Here is an 18985-nt window from a genome sequence, read left to right on the forward strand (position 1 = left end):
CCGGTAAGCGCAAGCGCCTGCGGGCAACTTCGTAAGACGTCAAACTGAAGAGTAATTTATGGCTGCAACCAAGCCGGCATTTAACCCACCGGGTAAAAAAGGCGACATGATCTTCAGCGCACTGGTAAGACTGGCTGCGCTGATTGTGCTATTGCTGCTGAGCGGCATCATCGTTTCGCTGATTTTCTCCTCCTGGCCCAGCATCCAGAAATTTGGTTTCTCCTTCCTGTGGACCAAAGAGTGGGATGCGCCGAATGAAATTTACGGCGCGCTGGTGCCCATTTACGGCACCATCGTGACCTCTGTTATCGCACTGCTGATCGCCGTGCCGGTGAGCTTCGGTATCGCGCTGTTCCTGACGGAACTCTCTCCCGGCTGGCTGAAGCGCCCGCTGGGTATCGCCATTGAACTGCTGGCGGCGATCCCGAGTATTGTTTACGGCATGTGGGGGCTGTTTATCTTCGCCCCGCTGTTCGCGACCTACTTCCAGGAGCCGGTCGGCAATGTGCTCTCCAATATTCCGTTTGTCGGCGCCCTCTTCTCCGGCCCGGCGTTCGGTATTGGTATCCTCGCCGCCGGGGTGATCCTCGCGATTATGATTATTCCCTACATTGCGGCGGTGATGCGCGATGTCTTCGAACAGACCCCGGTGATGATGAAAGAGTCGGCTTACGGCATCGGCTGCACCACCTGGGAGGTGATCTGGCGCATCGTGCTGCCGTTTACCAAAAACGGGGTGATAGGCGGCGTCATGCTCGGTCTCGGCCGCGCGCTGGGTGAAACCATGGCGGTGACCTTTATCATCGGCAACACCTACCAGCTCGACAGTGCCTCGCTCTTTATGCCGGGCAACAGCATCACCTCTGCGCTGGCGAATGAGTTTGCCGAAGCGGAATCGGGCCTGCACGTTGCGGCGCTGATGGAGCTGGGGCTGATTCTGTTTGTCATCACCTTTATCGTGCTGGCGATCTCGAAATTTATGATCCTGCGCCTGGCGAAAAACGAGGGGGCACGCTGATGGCTACGCTTGAAATGCAGCACACCGCAGAGCTGGCTGAATCCCGTCGCAAAATGCAGGCGCGTCGCCGGTTGAAAAACCGCATCGCCCTGACGCTCTCAATGGCGACCATGGTGTTTGGCCTCTTCTGGCTGGTGTGGATCCTCTTCTCTACCGTGACGCGCGGTATCGACGGCATGTCGCTGGCGCTGTTTACCGAATCGACCCCGCCGCCAAACACTGCGGGCGGTGGTCTGGCGAACGCCCTGGCGGGCAGTGGCCTGCTGATCCTGTGGGCGACGGTAATCGGTACGCCGCTGGGTATTATGGCGGGGATCTACCTGGCGGAGTATGGCCGTAAATCCTGGCTCGCCGAGATTATCCGTTTTATTAACGACATCTTGCTCTCCGCGCCCTCTATCGTGGTCGGCCTGTTTGTCTACACCATCGTGGTGGCGCAGATGCAGCACTTCTCCGGCTGGGCGGGCGTGATTGCGCTGGCGCTGCTGCAGGTGCCGATTGTCATTCGTACCACGGAAAACATGCTGAAACTGGTGCCGGATAGCCTGCGTGAAGCGGCTTACGCGCTGGGTACGCCGAAGTGGAAGATGATCTCCGCGATTACGCTGAAAGCCTCTGTCTCCGGGATTATGACCGGCGTACTGCTGGCGGTTGCGCGTATCGCCGGTGAAACGGCGCCGCTGCTCTTTACGGCGCTCTCCAACCAGTTCTGGAGCACCGACATGATGCAGCCTATCGCTAACCTGCCGGTGACGATTTTCAAATTTGCCATGAGCCCGTTTGCCGAATGGCAGCAGCTGGCCTGGGCCGGGGTGCTGATTATCACGCTCTGCGTACTGCTGTTGAACATCCTGGCGCGCGTCGTCTTCGCCAAGAATCGACACGGTTAATTTTTGCGACGCGGCGAAGGCGGCGTCGAGTTGAGGAAAGAGATAAATGAGTATGGTTGATACTACGCCGGGCAAGATTCAGGTTCGTGATTTGAACTTCTATTACGGCAAATTCCATGCACTGAAAAACATCAGCCTGGATATTGCCAAAAATCAGGTGACGGCGTTTATCGGGCCGTCTGGCTGCGGTAAATCCACGCTGCTGCGCACCTTTAACAAAATGTATGAGCTCTATCCTGAGCAGCGTGCGGAAGGCGAAATCCTGCTGGATGGCGACAACATTCTCACCAATACCCAGGATATCGCTCTGCTGCGCGCGAAAGTGGGCATGGTGTTCCAGAAACCGACGCCGTTCCCGATGTCGATTTACGACAACATCGCCTTTGGCGTGCGTCTGTTTGAAAAGCTTTCGCGCCCCGATATGGACGAGCGCGTGCAGTGGGCCTTGACCAAGGCCGCATTGTGGAATGAAACCAAGGATAAATTGCACCAGAGCGGCTACTCTCTCTCCGGCGGCCAGCAGCAGCGTCTCTGCATCGCGCGCGGCATTGCTATTCGCCCGGAAGTGCTGCTGCTGGATGAGCCTTGCTCGGCGCTGGATCCGATCTCAACCGGCCGTATCGAAGAGCTGATCACCGAGCTTAAGCAGGATTACACCGTGGTTATCGTGACGCACAACATGCAGCAGGCGGCGCGCTGTTCCGATCACACTGCGTTTATGTATCTCGGTGAGTTGATTGAGTTCAGCAATACAGACGATCTGTTCACCAAGCCTGCGAAGAAGCAAACGGAAGATTACATTACCGGGCGCTACGGCTGATTGCCGAACCACAGAGGTGGCAGCCACCTCGTTACCACGTGAAATTTGTCGGGCATTTGGAGTGCACCATGGACAATCTGAACCTTAACAAACATATTTCCGGGCAGTTTAACGCTGAGCTGGAAAGTATTCGCACTCAGGTCATGACGATGGGTGGAATGGTAGAGCAGCAGCTCTCGGATGCGATCACTGCGATGCATAACCAGGACAGCGAGCTGGCAAAGCGCGTTGTTGAAGGGGATAAGCAGGTCAATATGATGGAAGTCGCCATCGATGAGGCCTGCGTGCGCATTATCGCCAAGCGTCAGCCGACGGCGAGCGATTTACGCCTGGTGATGGCGATCATCAAAACCATCGCCGAACTGGAGCGTATTGGCGACGTGGCGGATAAAATCTGCCGTACGGCGCTGGAGAAGTTCTCCCAGCAGCACCAGCCGCTGCTCGTCAGCCTTGAGTCGTTAGGCCGCCATACCGTGCAGATGCTGCATGATGTGCTGGACGCCTTTGCGCGCATGGACATTGACGAAGCGGTGCGCGTCTATCGCGAAGATAAGAAGGTGGATCAGGAGTATGAAGGCATTGTGCGCCAGCTGATGACCTACATGATGGAAGACTCCCGCACCATTCCGAGCGTGTTGACCGCCCTCTTCTGCGCCCGCTCTATCGAGCGTATCGGCGACCGCTGCCAGAACATCTGCGAGTACATCTTCTACTTCGTTAAAGGCCAGGATTTCCGCCACGTTGGCGGCGATGAGCTGGACAAGCTGCTCGCCGGAAAAGATCCGAAAGAGTAAGCGCAATAAAAACCCCCTCGTGATGAGGGGGTTTTGCTTCACGCTGACTTACTGAGTAACTGACCGGCAAGCGTTGCGAGCTCATCGCATTGCCACAGCTTCTCCCGCCAGCGGTGCGGGATCCCCTCCACGCCGTACCAGGCACCAGCCAGCTGCCCGGCAATCGCCGCAGTGGTATCCGCATCGTCGCCAAGGTTGGTCGCCAGCAGGATCGTCTCTTCGAAACTCTCCCCGTGAGCGAAGCACCAAAGCGCCGCCTCCAGGCTTTGCACGCAGTAACCGGTGCCGAACACCTCCGCACGCGATTTCTGCCGGTAATGCCCTTCGGCGATCTGGCGCAGATTAGCCTGTTCCGGCAGCTGCGCAATATCTGTCAGCGTGTCGGATTTACTTTTGCCCTGTAGCGCATTGATAAGCATCTGCGCGAAGAGACGACAGCTGGCCAGCGCTTCTGGCGCGGCGTGCGTCGTCCGCGATGAGGCTTCGGCATACTCCAGCGCCTTTGGCACATCCGGATAGTACCAGAGCACCACCGGCGCCAGCCGCATCAATGAACCGTTGCCCGCCGTGCGCGGATCGCTCGAGCCGGCAAAGGGCTCGCCGTCGTGCGCAAAGCGCTGCAGCGCGGATGAGACAGTCATCCCGATATCAAAACAGGTCCCCGTGGAGCTTAAATAGCCCCACTTCCACCAGTTCAGATAGCGGTTCATCTGATCGGTCGCATCAAACCCTTTACAGGCGATCAGGCTGTGCGCGAGGCAGAGCGCCATGGAGGTGTCATCCGTCCACTGCCCGGCTTTTAAATGAAACGGGCCGCCGCCGACCATATCGGTGACCGGGGTAAAGCTCTCTCTGGGACTGAACTCTACCGTTGTGCCAACCGCATCTCCGGCCGCGAGGCCGAGCAGAGACCCCTGATAACGCGCAAGTAAATCCGACATCTTTTATTCCTTATTTCGGGCAAGTCGTCAGGAGAAATCTGCCCACAGACGCAGCTTCCCGCAGTGGAGGCAGCGGAAGAGGTAGCCCTGACAGTCGCCACCGTCGCGCAGATACTCCTGTAGTTTGTTGATATCCATACCAAAGGCCCGGCAATCGGCGTCCAGATCGGCAAACTGATCCAGCTTGTCGGCTATCTCTTTCCAGCCAACGTAACCGATAAAGGCGCAGAAATCATTGCAGTGTGCCAGCCAGTGTTCCTGCTGCCAGCCGCAATAGCCGGGTGTGCGTTGCGTCAACTCAGCAACGGTAGCTTCCGGCCACGAACTGCTAAAGCCGGTAAATTCGCCCTCATCATCAAACTCCCCTTCGACACCTTCAAGGCTGCAATCATCCTGAAATGTGCCGTTGAATTTCTCTGCTGCTGAGCCATCGGCAATGCACCACGGGCAGAGCGTATCGACATCTTCCGCAGTAAAGAACGGGTTGGTGTAGTAGACGTCTGTTGGCTGTGAGCAACAGGCGCAGGTCACGGTTTTGCCTTCAGAGAAGACGCCCGTTTCCAGGGGCTGTGGATGGTATTTGAATACCGGGAGAGGGCGATTATTCTGGTCCATAAAAACATCCTGTTTTGTAGGTAAGTTAGCGCGTAACAGACCACCCGCGAGCGCGCCACAATGCTGGCAGCTGTGCTAAGTCAGTAAATGTCGTCACTTTTGGGTGATCGATAGGTACGTTATGCGGGTCGGCGCAGAAGTAAAAGACTTCCATCCCTGCCGCAATGCCAGATTGCGCTCCGGCGGCGGAATCATCCACCAGAATGCACTTCTCCGGCGAGACATCGAGTACCTCTGCTGCATGGTACATTAACGCTGGATCGGGCTTCCAGCGCTGGATGTCATAGCCACTGAACAGTTTTTCCGGAAAGTGGTGCAACATCCCAAGTTTACCTAATGAGTGTTGCATTTTGCTCACTGGCCCGTTAGAGACCACGCACATGGGAACGCTAACGGCATCAAGCAGTGCGCTAGCTCCTGGAATCACCTCCAGCTCGCTGTCGAACAGACGCGCTACTTCGGCGCGATAAACCGGCTCGAGCAGCGCTTTATCCAGCGCTTTACCGTGCTCTTCGCCGACAACATCAATAATTTCATACAGTTTCATGCCTTTGAAACGCTTAAAGACCTCTTCGAGATCCAGCGTAATGCCAACGGTTTGAAACATATGGACGTATGCGCGGGAACAGATTACTTCGCTATCGACCAGGGTGCCGTCACAGTCGAAAAAGATCGCTTCAATGTGGGACATGCCATTTCCTGTGATTACAAGTTTAACGATTACTTAACGCAGATTGCGGGACGCAATCGTTGCCGTATAAGCAAATTCAATGAAAAAAAGTGCGTGATAACCGTCAATACTGCCTCATTTTGGTATAGGATAGCGACGAATTTTCCCTCCTATTCCGGAAATTGATAATGAGCCAACAACAGACTTCCCAGGCCTCTCGCCCGGGGTTGCTTGACCGCGTGTTCAAACTGCGTGACCACGGCACAACGGCGCGCACCGAAGTGATCGCCGGCTTCACGACGTTTTTAACGATGGTCTACATCGTTTTCGTTAACCCGCAAATTTTAGGCGTCGCCGGAATGGATACCAGCGCAGTTTTTGTCACCACCTGTCTGATTGCTGCGTTCGGCAGCATCCTGATGGGTCTGGTGGCTAACCTGCCGGTCGCGTTGGCTCCGGCAATGGGATTGAACGCCTTCTTCGCCTTTGTGGTGGTTGGCGCGATGGGGCTCTCCTGGCAAGTCGGTATGGGCGCGATCTTCTGGGGGGCGGTCGGTCTGCTGTTGCTGACCATTTTCCGCGTACGTTACTGGATGATTGCCAATATCCCGATGAGCCTGCGCGTTGGCATCACCAGCGGGATCGGCCTGTTTATCGGTATGATGGGCCTGAAGAACGCGGGCGTGATTGTCGCCAACAAAGAGACGCTGGTCAGCATTGGTAATCTGACGTCGCACAGCGTGCTGCTGGGCGTGCTTGGTTTCTTTATCATCGCCATTCTGGCCTCGCGCAATATTCACGCCGCGGTGCTGGTCTCAATCGTTGTGACCACGCTTCTGGGCTGGCTGCTGGGCGATGTGCAGTACCACGGGATTATCTCTAAGCCGCCAAGCGTGATGTCGGTGGTAGGCAATGTCGATCTCGCCGGCTCCTTTAACCTCGGCCTTGCGGGCGTGATCTTCTCGTTTATGCTGGTGAACCTGTTCGACTCCTCCGGGACGCTGATCGGTGTGACCGACAAAGCCGGGCTGGTGGATGAGAAGGGCAAATTCCCGCGCATGAAGCAGGCGCTCTACGTTGACAGTATCTCCTCTGTTACCGGCTCCTTCTTCGGTACCTCGTCGGTAACGGCCTACATTGAATCCTCTTCGGGTGTCTCCGTTGGCGGGCGTACCGGCCTGACGGCGGTAGTCGTGGGTTTGCTGTTCCTGCTGGTTATCTTCCTCTCGCCGCTGGCGGGAATGGTGCCGGGTTACGCGGCTGCGGGCGCGCTGATTTACGTGGGGGTGCTGATGACCTCAAGCCTGGCGCGTGTGAAGTGGGACGATCTCACCGAAGCGGTACCGGCGTTTATTACCGCCGTGATGATGCCGTTCAGCTTCTCCATCACCGAGGGGATCGCACTTGGCTTTATCTCCTACTGCGTGATGAAAATCGGTACCGGACGTCTGCGTGAGCTTAGCCCGTGCGTGGTGATCGTGGCGCTGCTGTTCCTGCTGAAAATCGTCTTTATCGACGCGCATTAATCCCTTCTCCCTCTCCCAATTTGGGGGAGGGAAAGCCTTATCCCAACACTTATTCAGATCAACGCTTTTTCGGCGGGCAGGCTGGTGAAACGCATCAGGCGGGAAGCCGGATCGTTGGCGCGGGTCAGCACATCAGTCAGGTAGTGCCACCCTTTCTGGCTATCGAACTCCCAGATGCGCAGGCTCTCAATCGCAGGCGCGACCGCAACTGACCAAATCAGCACATCTTCGGCATCGCACATCACTTCTACCTGCGCATGGCGTGTGACGCGAAGCCGCCCGGAGCCGGGCAGCAGCTGGAGCTGCATCGGGTCGTCCTGCATCTGGTGAATCAGCTTCATCACGCTCTGGCGCAGCGTTAACAGCTGCGTTTGCGCTTCACTGGCATCGTTCTGGTTGTTTATCCACAACTGCTCATTGTTGCTGAAGGTATATTTATGCCCGTGCGGGCTATGGAAGCTGCGCGTCGCGCGCTGTAGCTCCATATCAAGGCCGCACTCGCCTTCGGTAGTGATGGCAACGCCAACCAAATTCCCGGCGTAGGCCAGTGAAAAGCTCGGCAGGCTGCTGTCGGCGAAGCGCGGTCGTCCGCTCTCCTCAACCACCATCTCCGGCAGTTCGCTGATGCCATAAAGCATAAACATCATCTCTGCGAGCAGCGCCCGGGAAGCGATATAACGGGAGCGGCGATGTTCCGGTAGCTGCCCTGCGGCATCAAGGCACGCCTGAGGGAGCCGGGTCGAGACAAGATGGCCTTCTGAAAGGATCCCTCTTGCAAAGTGTGTCGCCATTTTTCGCTCCGTGATAATGGGCTGCGTGAATCAAATCGATAATCGACATTATCGCCTGTGATGAATAGGTTTTAATGCGAAAAGTCCCATCTGAAAAGTCCTAAGGCGTGATATTTACACTTTCTTTCGTCAATAGGGAACACTTTCGGAAAAAGTGATGAAATGACGGCTAACGAGCGCTAAAACGCCCGCCAGCCGTGGGATGAGGGATTATTTGCCAATACAGAAGCTGGAGAAAATCCTGCCCAGCAGGTCATCAGAAGTAAACTCGCCGGTGATCTCGCTCAGGCTCTGCTGCGCCAGGCGCAGCTCCTCTGCGAGCAGCTCGCCCGCCCAGGCACCCAGCAGCTGCGCTTTGCCCTGTTGCAGGTGCTCAGCCGCCATTTCCAGCGCCTGTAAGTGACGACGACGCGCAAGGAAGCCGCCCTCCATGCTGGTGTCGAAACCCATGCTCTGCTTGAGATGCTGACGCAGCACGTCCACCCCTTCGTTGGTACGCGCAGAGAGGCGAACAAGTGAGTGATTGTTCACTTCGCTGATACCCGGCTGCTCGCCGGTGACGTCTGCTTTATTACGCACTACGGTAATGGGCAGTTTCGCCGGTAAACGGGCGATAAAGTCAGGCCAGATATCCGCCGGATCGACGGCGTCAGTGGTAGTGCCGTCCACCATAAACAGCACGCGGTCCGCCTGTTCGATCTCCTGCCAGGCACGCTCAATCCCGATGCGCTCTACTTCGTCGCTGGCTTCGCGCAGCCCGGCGGTATCGATAATGTGCAGCGGCATCCCGTCGATATGGATATGTTCACGTAGCACATCGCGCGTGGTACCAGCGATATCGGTGACGATCGCCGCTTCGCGACCGGCCAGCGCGTTAAGCAGGCTCGACTTCCCGGCGTTTGGACGCCCGGCAATCACCACTTTCATCCCTTCACGCAGCAGGCTGCCCTGGCGCGCTTCGGCACGCACCGCATCGAGATCGCTTATCACATCATTAAGCTGCGCTTCGATTTTGCCGTCGGAGAGAAAGTCGATCTCCTCGTCCGGGAAGTCGATTGCCGCTTCGACGTAGATGCGCAGGTGAGTGAGTGCTTCCACCAGATGATTAACGCGGGCTGAAAACGCGCCCTGCAAAGAGTTGAGCGCCGAACGCGCGGCCTGCTCGGAGCTGGCGTCAATCAGGTCGGCAATCGCTTCTGCCTGTGCCAGGTCGAGCTTGTCATTGAGAAACGCGCGTTCAGAGAATTCGCCCGGTTTAGCGATACGCAGCCCGGGCAGCGTCAGAATGCGCTTTAACAGCAGATCGAGGATCACCGGGCCGCCGTGGCCCTGTAGTTCCAGTACATCTTCACCGGTAAAAGAGTTGGGGCCGGGGAACCACAGCGCAATGCCCTGATCGAGGGCGCTGCCGTCGGCGTCCTTAAACGAAAGATAGTCGGCATAACGCGGTTTCGGCAGCTTACCCAGCACCGCCTGCGCGACGTCGCGCGCTTTCAGGCCGGAGATACGCAGGATGCCCACACCACCGCGTCCCGGTGGGGTTGCCTGGGCGACGATAGTGTCGTTATGGCTCATGGTTTATTTTCCAAAATCTCAAAATAAGAAAGGCGGTCAGTTGACCGCCTTGTCTGAATCTTACCAGTAATACGCAAAATAATTTAAGTTGCAGGAAGGCGGCAAGCTTGTGAGTCCCCAGAAGTTTACATCAGTAAACGACTGGGGGAGCAAGTGCAGCCAACGCACATGCAGCTTAAAGAATGACGCGTATTAAGAGCTTTTCTTCTCGCGGCTATGGAGACCACGTTTCTCCAGACCACGGTAAATCAGCTGCTGCTGCAGAATGGTTACCAGGTTGCTGACGATGTAGTACAGCACCAGACCTGACGGGAACCACAGGAAGAACACCGTGAAGATGACCGGCATAAAGGTCATGATCTTCTGCTGCATCGGGTCGGTCACGGTGGTCGGCGACATCTTCTGAATGAAGAACATCGTTACGCCCATCAGGATCGGCAGGATGTAGTACGGGTCTTGCGCAGAGAGATCGTGGATCCACAGCGCGAACGGCGCATGGCGCAGTTCAACGGAGCCCATCAGCATGTAGTAGAGCGCAAGGAAGATTGGCATCTGGATCAGCAGCGGGAAGCAGCCGCCCAGCGGGTTCACTTTCTCCGCTTTGTACATCGCCATCATTTCCTGGCTCATACGCTGCTTATCATCGCCAAGACGCTCACGCATTGCCTGAATCTTCGGCTGCAGCATGCGCATTTTCGCCATCGAGGTGTACTGCGCTTTGGTCAGCGGGTACATGATGCCGCGCACGATGAAGGTGATCGCGATGATAGAGAAGCCCCAGTTGCCGAGGAAGCTGTGGATCCATTTCAGCAGCTTAAACAGCGGCTGAGAGATGAACCACAACCAGCCGTAATCCACGGTCAGATCCAGGTGCGGCGCCGCAGCGGCCATCTTGTCCTGAATCTCCGGGCCGACCCACAGGGTGCTGTTCAGTAAGCCAGTCTGGCCCGCTGCGATGGTAATCGGCTGAGATTTGTAGCCGATTGCCGCAACGCCGTTGCCCAGATTCGCGGTGTAGAAGTTATTCGCGCCGTCGTTACGTGGGATCCACGCCGTGGCGAAATATTGTTGCAGCATCGCAACCCAACCGCCTTTCGAGCTGACGTTCAGGTTTTCGTCATCGGCGATGGTGTCAAACTTGTACTTCTCATACTTGGTGTCCGGCGTGGAGTACGCCGCGCCGCGGAAGGTGTGCAGCGCAAAGTTGCTGCTGCCGGTATCGCGGTGAGAAGGGAGTTTGATGGTTTGCTTCAGCTGACCAAAGGTGGCCACCTGCAGCGGTGTCGCACCGGCGTTTTTCACGCTGTAGCCAACGTTCACCGCATATTCACCGCGTTTCAGGGTGAAGGTTTTGGTGAAGGTGTTGCCTGCCGCATCGGTATAGGTCAGCGGGATCGCCAGCTCGTTCTGGCCTTCTGCCAGTACAAACGCATCTTTATCGACGTTATACAGCGGGCGTGGGCCGTTAGCCGGGTTGTCCGGGCCGTTCTGGCCGGTCAGACCGCTCTGCGCCTGGTAGACAAACTCAGGCGTGGTTTCCAGTAACTGGAACGGCTCGGTCGCACCCAGCTCTTTCGGGTACGTCGGGAGCAGTGCCTGCTCAACATCACCACCACGGGTGTTGATGGTCAGCTCAAGCACGTCGGTTTTAACCGTAATCAGTTTCCCCTGGCCACTGGCCGGAACGCTCTGGTCGGCTGCGTTACCCGCTGCGGTGGTCGTAGTCTGCGTGGTCTGCTGCTGCGCCGGAGGAGGATTTTGTTCCTTCTCCCACGTTTGCCAGATCATGAAAGACACGAACAACAAAGCGATGATAAAAAGATTGCGTTGCGAATCCATCGTTAGTGTTCTCTGGTTTTAGAAGGTCCTGGCGGGACGGGATCGTCGCCACCCGGATGTAAAGGGTGGCATTTTAATACGCGTTTCACTGTCAACCAACTGCCTTTTAACACCCCAAACCTGCGCAAGGCCTCAATTCCATAGTGAGAACAGGTAGGGGTGAAACGGCAGTGCGGCCCGAGTAGCGGACTAATCAGGCGTTGGTAGACCCGTATAAGGGCTATCAGGACCCTTGAGCCTGGCGACAATGGCGGCGCCATAATTTTTCCAACGCTTCCGTGAGAGCACGGTTATCGAGGTCGGCAACCCCTTTCTTTGCCACCACCACAAAATCCATGGCCGGCAGGTCATGTTGGTGCAAACGAAAACTTTCACGCGTCAGACGTTTAATCCGATTGCGTTCATGTGCGCGTTTGACATTTTTCTTGGCGACGGTAAGACCGATACGGGGATGCCCCAGCGAATTCAGGCGGCCGAGGATGGTGATTTGCGGCGTGCCAGCCCGTTGTGGCTGCTGGAAGACGAATGTGAAATGAGTGGGAGTTAACAAACGTAACTCCCTGGGAAAAGCGAGCTTAACCACTCAGGGGTTAGCTTTTATTACTTGGAAACGGTCAGACGTGCGCGGCCTTTAGCGCGACGACGAGCCAGAACCTGGCGACCATTTTTAGTAGCCATACGAGCACGGAAGCCGTGAGAACGGTTGCGCTTCAGTACAGACGGTTGAAAAGTGCGTTTCATGGCGATTTCTACCTAAACTTGAATAAATTCACTGACTTTTGCGTATGCCCGAACGAATATCGAACGACCGGCGCGCAAGCCATGGGTAATTAAAGAGGCCGGATTGTAATAATTGTACACTCCGGAGTCAATTCTCTTTCCTTATAGCGCACGTATTTTTGCACAGATCTGCGCAAAAACTAAGCGGCTTCCGGCGCCTGAAAAGAGTAAGACGCGCCGGGGGCAGAATTATACGGGGCAAATGGCAAAGCGCAAGGATCCGCCTGGATCTTCCTTAGATCGTTTATGGGATTATTCGGCGAAAACCATTTAATTTTCCAATATGCGGCCTAAATCTTCCCGCACCCGCGCCTGGATCGTTTACACTTAGCGCGTTCCGGATCGGCCTGTGGATAAATCGTGAAGAATCTGTGAGAAACAGAAGATCTCTTCGGCGGTTTACGCTATGATCCGCGGTCCCGATCGCGATCCACGATCGCTCTGGGGCAAAAACCGTAAACAGCGGTTCGCACATCACCCCGCTGGGTCTTATCGATGTGTGTCAAAAAAGATTAATGTCTCTGTCTTTACTATTTATCGATTTACGTTCGAGTGGAGTCCGCCGTGTCACTTTCGCTTTGGCAGCAGTGTCTTGCCCGATTGCAGGATGAGTTACCAGCCACTGAATTTAGTATGTGGATCCGCCCGTTGCAGGCGGAACTGAGTGACAACACGCTGGCTTTGTATGCGCCAAACCGTTTTGTGCTTGATTGGGTAAGAGACAAATACCTTAATAATATCAACGGTCTGCTTAATGAATTTTGCGGGGCGGATGCGCCACAGCTGCGTTTTGAAGTGGGCGCTCGTCCGGCCAACCAGACAATGAGAGAGCCTGCCACCGTGGCTGCGCCCGCTCAGGCGGCGCAGATCGTGATGCCGCGCGCCGCGCCTGTCGCCCGTTCAGGCTGGGACAACGTGCCCGCCCCGGCGGAACCGACCTACCGCTCAAACGTCAACGTCAAACACACCTTTGATAACTTCGTCGAAGGTAAGTCGAACCAGCTGGCCCGCGCGGCGGCCCGTCAGGTGGCAGATAACCCCGGCGGCGCTTACAACCCGCTCTTTTTATATGGCGGCACGGGTCTCGGTAAAACGCACCTGCTGCACGCGGTGGGTAACGGCATTGTGGCGCGTAAGCCGAATGCCAAAGTGGTGTATATGCACTCCGAACGCTTTGTCCAGGACATGGTAAAAGCCCTGCAAAACAATGCGATCGAAGAGTTTAAACGCTACTACCGCTCCGTTGACGCCCTGCTGATCGATGATATTCAATTCTTTGCCAATAAAGAGCGATCCCAGGAAGAGTTCTTCCACACCTTTAACGCCCTGCTGGAAGGCAATCAGCAGATCATTCTCACCTCGGATCGTTATCCGAAAGAGATCAATGGTGTTGAGGATCGTCTCAAATCCCGCTTCGGCTGGGGGCTGACCGTGGCGATCGAGCCGCCGGAGCTGGAAACCCGCGTTGCGATCCTGATGAAAAAGGCCGACGAGAACGATATCCGTCTGCCGGGCGAAGTGGCCTTCTTTATTGCCAAGCGCCTGCGCTCCAACGTGCGTGAGCTGGAAGGGGCACTGAACCGCGTTATCGCCAACGCCAACTTTACCGGGCGCGCCATCACCATTGATTTCGTGCGCGAAGCGCTGCGCGATCTGCTGGCGCTGCAGGAGAAGCTGGTCACCATCGACAATATTCAGAAGACGGTGGCGGAGTATTACAAGATTAAGGTGGCAGATCTGCTGTCGAAGCGACGCTCCCGTTCCGTTGCCCGCCCGCGCCAGATGGCGATGGCGCTGGCGAAAGAGCTGACCAACCACAGCCTGCCGGAAATCGGCGATGCCTTTGGCGGCCGTGACCACACCACCGTACTGCATGCCTGCCGTAAGATTGAGCAGTTGCGTGAAGAAAGCCATGATATCAAAGAAGATTTTTCCAATTTAATCCGAACTCTCTCTTCGTGACGCTATGAAATTTACCGTTGAACGTGAACACTTATTAAAGCCGCTGCAACAAGTTAGCGGCCCGCTGGGCGGACGCCCGACGTTGCCTATTCTCGGTAATCTGCTGCTTCAGGTTACCGACGGCGCGCTTTCGCTGACCGGCACCGATCTTGAAATGGAGATGGTTGCCCGCGTGGCGCTTGTCCAGCCCCATGAACAGGGCGCGACAACCGTACCGGCACGTAAATTCTTCGACATCTGTCGCGGCCTGCCGGAAGGGGCGGAAATTGCGATGCAGCTGGAGGGTGAGCGCATGCTGATCCGTTCCGGGCGCAGCCGTTTCTCCCTCTCAACCCTGCCCGCAGCAGATTTCCCTAACCTGGATGACTGGCAAAGCGAAGTGGAGTTTACGCTGCCGCAGGCCACCATGAAGCGCCTGATCGAAGCGACGCAGTTCTCGATGGCACACCAGGACGTCCGTTACTACTTAAACGGCATGCTGTTTGAAACCGAAGGTGAAGAGCTGCGTACCGTTGCTACCGACGGCCACCGTCTTGCCGTCTGCTCGATGCCGATTGGGCAAACATTGCCGAACCATTCGGTGATCGTGCCGCGTAAAGGGGTGATTGAGCTGATGCGTATGCTCGACGGTGGCGATACGCCGCTGCGCGTGCAGATCGGCAGCAATAACATTCGCGCCCACGTCGGCGACTTTATCTTCACGTCGAAGCTGGTAGATGGTCGTTTCCCGGATTATCGCCGCGTATTGCCAAAAAACCCGGACAAAACGCTGGAAGCGGGCTGCGATTCGCTGAAGCAGGCTTTTGCCCGTGCGGCGATCCTCTCTAACGAGAAGTTCCGCGGTGTGCGCCTCTACGTCAGCGAGAACCAGATCAAAATCACCGCCAATAACCCGGAGCAGGAAGAAGCGGAAGAGTTTCTCGATGTCACCTACGGCGGTAGCGAAATGGAGATCGGCTTTAACGTCAGCTACGTGCTTGATGTGCTGAACGCGCTGAAGTGCGAGAACGTGCGCATTCTGCTGACCGATTCCGTTTCCAGCGTGCAGATTGAAGACGCGGCGAGCCAGAGCGCAGCCTATGTCGTTATGCCAATGCGGTTGTAGAAAATAGCGGGCTATCTTTCTGGTTACTCTGGCTTCGGGCAGCGCCCGCAATCTTCACGTACTTCAGTACGCTGCGGTTGCTGCGCGCTGGCTGTTGACAGGCTAACTGCGACGATACGCCCTGGTAATGAGTGAATCATGTCGCTAACCCGCTTACTGATAAAAGATTTCCGCAATATCGAAAGCGCGGATCTCGCGCTCTCCCCTGGCTTTAATTTTCTGGTGGGCGCTAACGGCAGCGGGAAGACCAGCGTGCTGGAGGCGATCTACACCCTCGGGCATGGCCGGGCGTTTCGCAGCCTGCAAATTGGTCGCGTTATTCGCCATGAGCAGGAGGCGTTTGTCCTGCACGGGCGTTTGCAGGCCGAATCACGCGAAATCGCCATTGGCCTGACCAAAGATAAGCTCGGCGACAGCAAAGTGCGCATCGACGGCACCGACGGCCATAAAGTGGCAGAGCTGGCGCTGCTGATGCCGATGCAGCTTATTACGCCCGAAGGGTTTACCCTGCTTAACGGCGGCCCGAAATACCGTCGTGCCTTTCTCGACTGGGGATGCTTCCACAACGAAAGCGGCTTTTTTACCGCCTGGAGCAATCTCAAGCGCCTGTTAAAACAGCGCAACGCCGCTTTACGCCAGGTGAGCCATTACGGCCAGCTGCGTCCGTGGGACAAAGAGCTGGTGCCGCTCGCCGAGCAGATCAGCCGCTGGCGCGCGGAGTACAGCGCCGCTATCGCGGAAGATATGGCCGACACCTGCCGGCAGTTCTTACCGGAATTTTCCCTGACCTTCTCTTTCCAGCGCGGCTGGGAGAAAGAGACCGATTATGAAGAGGTGCTGGCGCGCAGTTTTGAGCGCGACCGCATGCTCACTTACACCGCGCACGGCCCGCATAAAGCGGATTTCCGCATTCGTGCGGATGGCGCGCCCGTTGAAGACACCCTTTCGCGCGGACAGTTAAAACTCCTGATGTGCGCGCTGCGCCTGGCGCAGGGGGAGTTCTTAACGCGTGAAAGCGGGCGACGCTGTTTATACCTGATAGATGATTTTGCCTCGGAGCTTGATGACGAAAAGCGCGGGCTGTTAGCCAGCCGGTTAAAAGCCACCCAGTCACAGGTTTTCGTCAGCGCCATCAGCGCTGAACACGTTATGGACATGTCGGACAAAAATTCGAAGATGTTCACCGTGGAAAAGGGTAAAATAGCCGATTAACCCAAGTTGAAATGAGCGAGAAACGTTGATGTCGAATTCTTATGACTCCTCCAGTATCAAAGTCCTCAAAGGGCTGGATGCAGTGCGTAAGCGCCCGGGTATGTATATCGGCGATACGGATGACGGCACCGGTCTGCACCACATGGTATTCGAGGTAGTAGATAACGCTATCGACGAAGCGCTCGCAGGGTACTGTAAAGACATTATCGTCACCATTCACAGCGATAACTCTGTCTCCGTACAGGATGATGGGCGTGGTATTCCGACCGGTATTCACCCGGAAGAGGGCGTTTCTGCCGCGGAAGTGATCATGACCGTACTGCATGCGGGCGGTAAGTTCGACGATAACTCCTATAAAGTCTCCGGCGGTCTGCACGGTGTTGGCGTTTCAGTAGTAAACGCCCTGTCGCAGAAACTGGAGCTGGTTATCCAGCGCGATAACAAAGTTCACCGTCAGATCTACACTCACGGCGTGCCGCAGGCTCCGCTGGAAGTGACGGGCGAAACGGAAAAAACCGGTACCATGGTGCGTTTCTGGCCGAGCTACGAAACCTTCACCAACGTCATTGAATTTGAATATGAAATTCTGGCGAAACGCCTGCGTGAGCTCTCCTTCCTGAACTCCGGCGTGTCAATTCGCCTGCGCGACAAGCGCGACGGCAAAGAAGACCACTTCCACTATGAAGGCGGCATCAGGGCGTTTGTCGAGTACCTCAACAAAAACAAAACGCCGATCCACCCGAATATCTTCTACTTCTCCACCGAAAAAGACGGTATCGGCGTTGAAGTAGCGCTGCAGTGGAACGACGGTTTCCAGGAAAATATCTACTGCTTTACCAACAACATTCCGCAGCGCGACGGCGGTACCCACCTTGCAGGCTTCCGCGCGGCGATGACCCGTACGCTGAACGCCTATATGGATAAAGAGGGTTACAGCAAGAAAGCCAAAGTCAGCGCCACCGGTGATGATGCCCGTGAAGGCCTGATTGCGGTGGTATCGGTAAAAGTGCCGGACCCGAAATTCTCCTCACAGACCAAAGATAAACTGGTCTCCTCTGAGGTGAAATCGGCGGTGGAACAGCAGATGAACGAACTGCTGGCCGAATACCTGCTGGAAAACCCGGCTGATGCCAAAATCGTCGTCGGCAAAATCATTGATGCTGCACGTGCCCGTGAAGCGGCGCGTAAAGCACGTGAAATGACCCGCCGTAAAGGCGCGCTGGATCTGGCTGGTCTGCCAGGCAAACTGGCGGATTGCCAGGAGCGTGACCCGGCGCTGTCCGAACTCTACTTAGTGGAAGGGGACTCGGCGGGCGGTTCTGCCAAACAGGGCCGTAACCGTAAGAACCAGGCGATCCTGCCGTTGAAAGGTAAAATCCTCAACGTCGAGAAAGCGCGTTTCGACAAGATGCTCTCCTCTCAGGAAGTGGCGACGCTTATCACCGCGCTCGGCTGTGGCATCGGTCGCGACGAGTACAACCCGGATAAACTGCGCTACCACAGCATCATCATCATGACCGATGCGGACGTCGATGGTTCGCACATCCGTACGCTGCTGTTGACCTTCTTCTACCGTCAGATGCCGGAAATCGTTGAGCGTGGCCACGTCTACATCGCGCAGCCGCCGCTCTACAAAGTGAAGAAAGGCAAGCAGGAGCAGTACATCAAGGATGACGAGGCGATGGATCAGTATCAGATCTCTATCGCGCTCGACGGCGCAACGCTGCACACCACCGAAGGCGCGCCTGCGCTGCAGGGTGAAGCGCTGGAGAAAATGGTGTCCGAATACAACGCTGCGCAGAAGATGATTGGCCGCATGGAGCGTCGCTTCCCGCGCGCGCTGCTGAAAGAGCTGGTCTATCAGCCGACGCTGGCAGAAGCGGATCTCGCCGATGAGCGCGCGGTTACGCAGTGGGTCTCTCAGCTGATTACCGTGCTGAATGAGAATGAAGCCCACGGCAGCACCTGGAAATATGATGTCCGGGTGAACAGCGAGCTGAGCCAGTTCGAGCCGATTATTCGCGTGCGCACCCACGGTGTGGATACCGATTATCCGCTCGATCACGAGTTTGTGACCGGCGGTGAATACCGTCGTCTCTGCACGCTCGGCGAGAAGCTGCGCGGCCTGATTGAAGAAGATGCCTATATCGAGCGTGGCGAACGCCGCCAGCCGGTGACCAGCTTTGAGCAGGCGCTGGAGTGGCTGGTGAAAGAGTCCCGTCGCGGTCTCTCCATTCAGCGTTATAAAGGCCTCGGCGAGATGAACCCGGATCAGCTGTGGGAAACCACCATGGATCCGGAAAGCCGCCGCATGCTGCGCGTTACCGTGAAAGATGCGATTGCAGCCGATCAGCTCTTCACTACCTTAATGGGCGATGCCGTTGAACCGCGCCGCGCCTTTATCGAAGAGAACGCCCTGAAAGCGGCGAATATCGATATCTAAGGTA

The 18985-nt window shown here is 56.3% G+C and carries 18 protein-coding genes; 9 read left to right on the forward strand and 9 right to left on the reverse strand.

Translation table 11 applies throughout. From position 1 onward, the window contains the following. Positions 1-58: 58 nt before the first annotated feature. From pstC to phoU, 4 genes are all read left to right on the forward strand, one after another. Complete coding sequence (gene pstC / locus IAE48_RS17025) at positions 59-1018, forward strand: phosphate ABC transporter permease PstC (protein WP_042714850.1); 960 nt, start codon at positions 59-61, stop codon at positions 1016-1018. After that, positions 1018-1908: a phosphate ABC transporter permease PstA gene (gene pstA / locus IAE48_RS17030; RefSeq protein ID WP_042714851.1), complete on the forward strand. Its 891-nt coding sequence runs from the start codon at positions 1018-1020 to the stop codon at positions 1906-1908. The genes pstC and pstA overlap by 1 nt, the downstream gene beginning before the upstream one ends. Before the next feature lie 46 nt (positions 1909-1954). Next, positions 1955-2728 carry a phosphate ABC transporter ATP-binding protein PstB gene (pstB, locus tag IAE48_RS17035; RefSeq protein ID WP_042714852.1) on the forward strand — a complete coding sequence of 258 codons (774 nt, stop codon included), beginning with the start codon at positions 1955-1957 and terminating at the stop codon, positions 2726-2728. A 68-nt stretch (positions 2729-2796) separates the two neighbouring features. Continuing rightward, positions 2797-3522: a phosphate signaling complex protein PhoU gene (phoU, locus tag IAE48_RS17040; protein WP_042714854.1), complete on the forward strand. Its 726-nt coding sequence runs from the start codon at positions 2797-2799 to the stop codon at positions 3520-3522. A 38-nt stretch (positions 3523-3560) separates the two neighbouring features. Here the strand turns inward: phoU and IAE48_RS17045 are convergent, their stop codons facing one another. Genes IAE48_RS17045 through yieH form a run of 3 tightly spaced genes read right to left on the reverse strand, consistent with a single transcriptional unit; the run spans position 3561 to position 5769 of the window. After that, positions 3561-4463 carry an ADP-ribosylglycohydrolase family protein gene (locus tag IAE48_RS17045; RefSeq protein WP_200135079.1) on the reverse strand — a complete coding sequence of 301 codons (903 nt, stop codon included), beginning with the start codon at positions 4461-4463 and terminating at the stop codon, positions 3561-3563. Between the two features lie 27 nt (positions 4464-4490). Then, positions 4491-5078 (reverse strand): PF03691 family colicin E2 tolerance protein CbrC, encoded by a 588-nt coding sequence (gene cbrC, locus IAE48_RS17050; RefSeq protein WP_042714856.1) that lies wholly within the window; start codon positions 5076-5078, stop codon positions 4491-4493. Between the two features lie 25 nt (positions 5079-5103). After that, positions 5104-5769 carry a 6-phosphogluconate phosphatase gene (gene yieH / locus IAE48_RS17055; RefSeq protein WP_094422651.1) on the reverse strand — a complete coding sequence of 222 codons (666 nt, stop codon included), beginning with the start codon at positions 5767-5769 and terminating at the stop codon, positions 5104-5106. Positions 5770-5936: 167 nt separating this feature from the next. On the opposite strand from yieH, the gene IAE48_RS17060 reads away from it, so the two are divergent. Continuing rightward, on the forward strand, positions 5937-7274 hold the full coding sequence (locus IAE48_RS17060; protein ID WP_200135080.1) for an NCS2 family permease: 1338 nt from the start codon (positions 5937-5939) through the stop codon (positions 7272-7274). A gap of 53 nt (positions 7275-7327) precedes the next feature. Here the strand turns inward: IAE48_RS17060 and IAE48_RS17065 are convergent, their stop codons facing one another. From IAE48_RS17065 to rpmH, 6 genes are all read right to left on the reverse strand, one after another. Then, positions 7328-8065, reverse strand: coding sequence for a 4'-phosphopantetheinyl transferase superfamily protein (locus IAE48_RS17065; RefSeq protein WP_200135081.1), 738 nt, complete (start codon positions 8063-8065; stop codon positions 7328-7330). Positions 8066-8275: 210 nt separating this feature from the next. Further along, on the reverse strand, positions 8276-9640 hold the full coding sequence (gene mnmE, locus IAE48_RS17070) for a tRNA uridine-5-carboxymethylaminomethyl(34) synthesis GTPase MnmE (protein ID WP_200135082.1): 1365 nt from the start codon (positions 9638-9640) through the stop codon (positions 8276-8278). 192 nt (positions 9641-9832) lie between these two features. Then, positions 9833-11479, reverse strand: a complete 1647-nt coding sequence (gene yidC, locus IAE48_RS17075; protein WP_054803530.1) for a membrane protein insertase YidC — start codon at positions 11477-11479, stop codon at positions 9833-9835. Positions 11480-11481: 2 nt separating this feature from the next. Beyond that, the gene (yidD, locus tag IAE48_RS17080) at positions 11482-11739 is read right to left on the reverse strand and encodes a membrane protein insertion efficiency factor YidD (protein WP_076769289.1); all 258 of its coding nucleotides are present in this window, start codon (positions 11737-11739) and stop codon (positions 11482-11484) included. After that, a complete protein-coding gene (rnpA, locus tag IAE48_RS17085) occupies positions 11703-12062 on the reverse strand; it encodes a ribonuclease P protein component (RefSeq protein ID WP_076769290.1) in 360 nt (119 codons plus the stop codon). Before rnpA ends, yidD begins: the two co-directional genes overlap by 37 nt. Positions 12063-12079: 17 nt before the next feature. Further along, on the reverse strand, positions 12080-12220 hold the full coding sequence (gene rpmH, locus IAE48_RS17090; RefSeq protein ID WP_000831330.1) for a 50S ribosomal protein L34: 141 nt from the start codon (positions 12218-12220) through the stop codon (positions 12080-12082). A gap of 603 nt (positions 12221-12823) precedes the next feature. Between rpmH and dnaA the strand changes: the two genes are divergently transcribed. The 4 genes from dnaA to gyrB all read left to right on the forward strand — a co-directional run bounded on the left by dnaA (position 12824) and on the right by gyrB (position 18981). Further along, on the forward strand, positions 12824-14221 hold the full coding sequence (dnaA, locus tag IAE48_RS17095; protein ID WP_200135083.1) for a chromosomal replication initiator protein DnaA: 1398 nt from the start codon (positions 12824-12826) through the stop codon (positions 14219-14221). A 4-nt stretch (positions 14222-14225) separates the two neighbouring features. Beyond that, positions 14226-15326, forward strand: a complete 1101-nt coding sequence (gene dnaN / locus IAE48_RS17100; protein WP_042715130.1) for a DNA polymerase III subunit beta — start codon at positions 14226-14228, stop codon at positions 15324-15326. A gap of 138 nt (positions 15327-15464) precedes the next feature. Continuing rightward, positions 15465-16538 carry a DNA replication/repair protein RecF gene (recF, locus tag IAE48_RS17105; protein WP_042715128.1) on the forward strand — a complete coding sequence of 358 codons (1074 nt, stop codon included), beginning with the start codon at positions 15465-15467 and terminating at the stop codon, positions 16536-16538. Between the two features lie 28 nt (positions 16539-16566). Continuing rightward, the gene (gene gyrB, locus IAE48_RS17110) at positions 16567-18981 is read left to right on the forward strand and encodes a DNA topoisomerase (ATP-hydrolyzing) subunit B (protein ID WP_054803534.1); all 2415 of its coding nucleotides are present in this window, start codon (positions 16567-16569) and stop codon (positions 18979-18981) included. Positions 18982-18985 lie beyond the last annotated feature (4 nt).

The sequence above is a fragment of the Kosakonia sp. S57 genome, assembly GCF_016516575.1.
GTDB classification, from domain to species: Bacteria; Pseudomonadota; Gammaproteobacteria; order Enterobacterales; family Enterobacteriaceae; genus Kosakonia; species Kosakonia cowanii.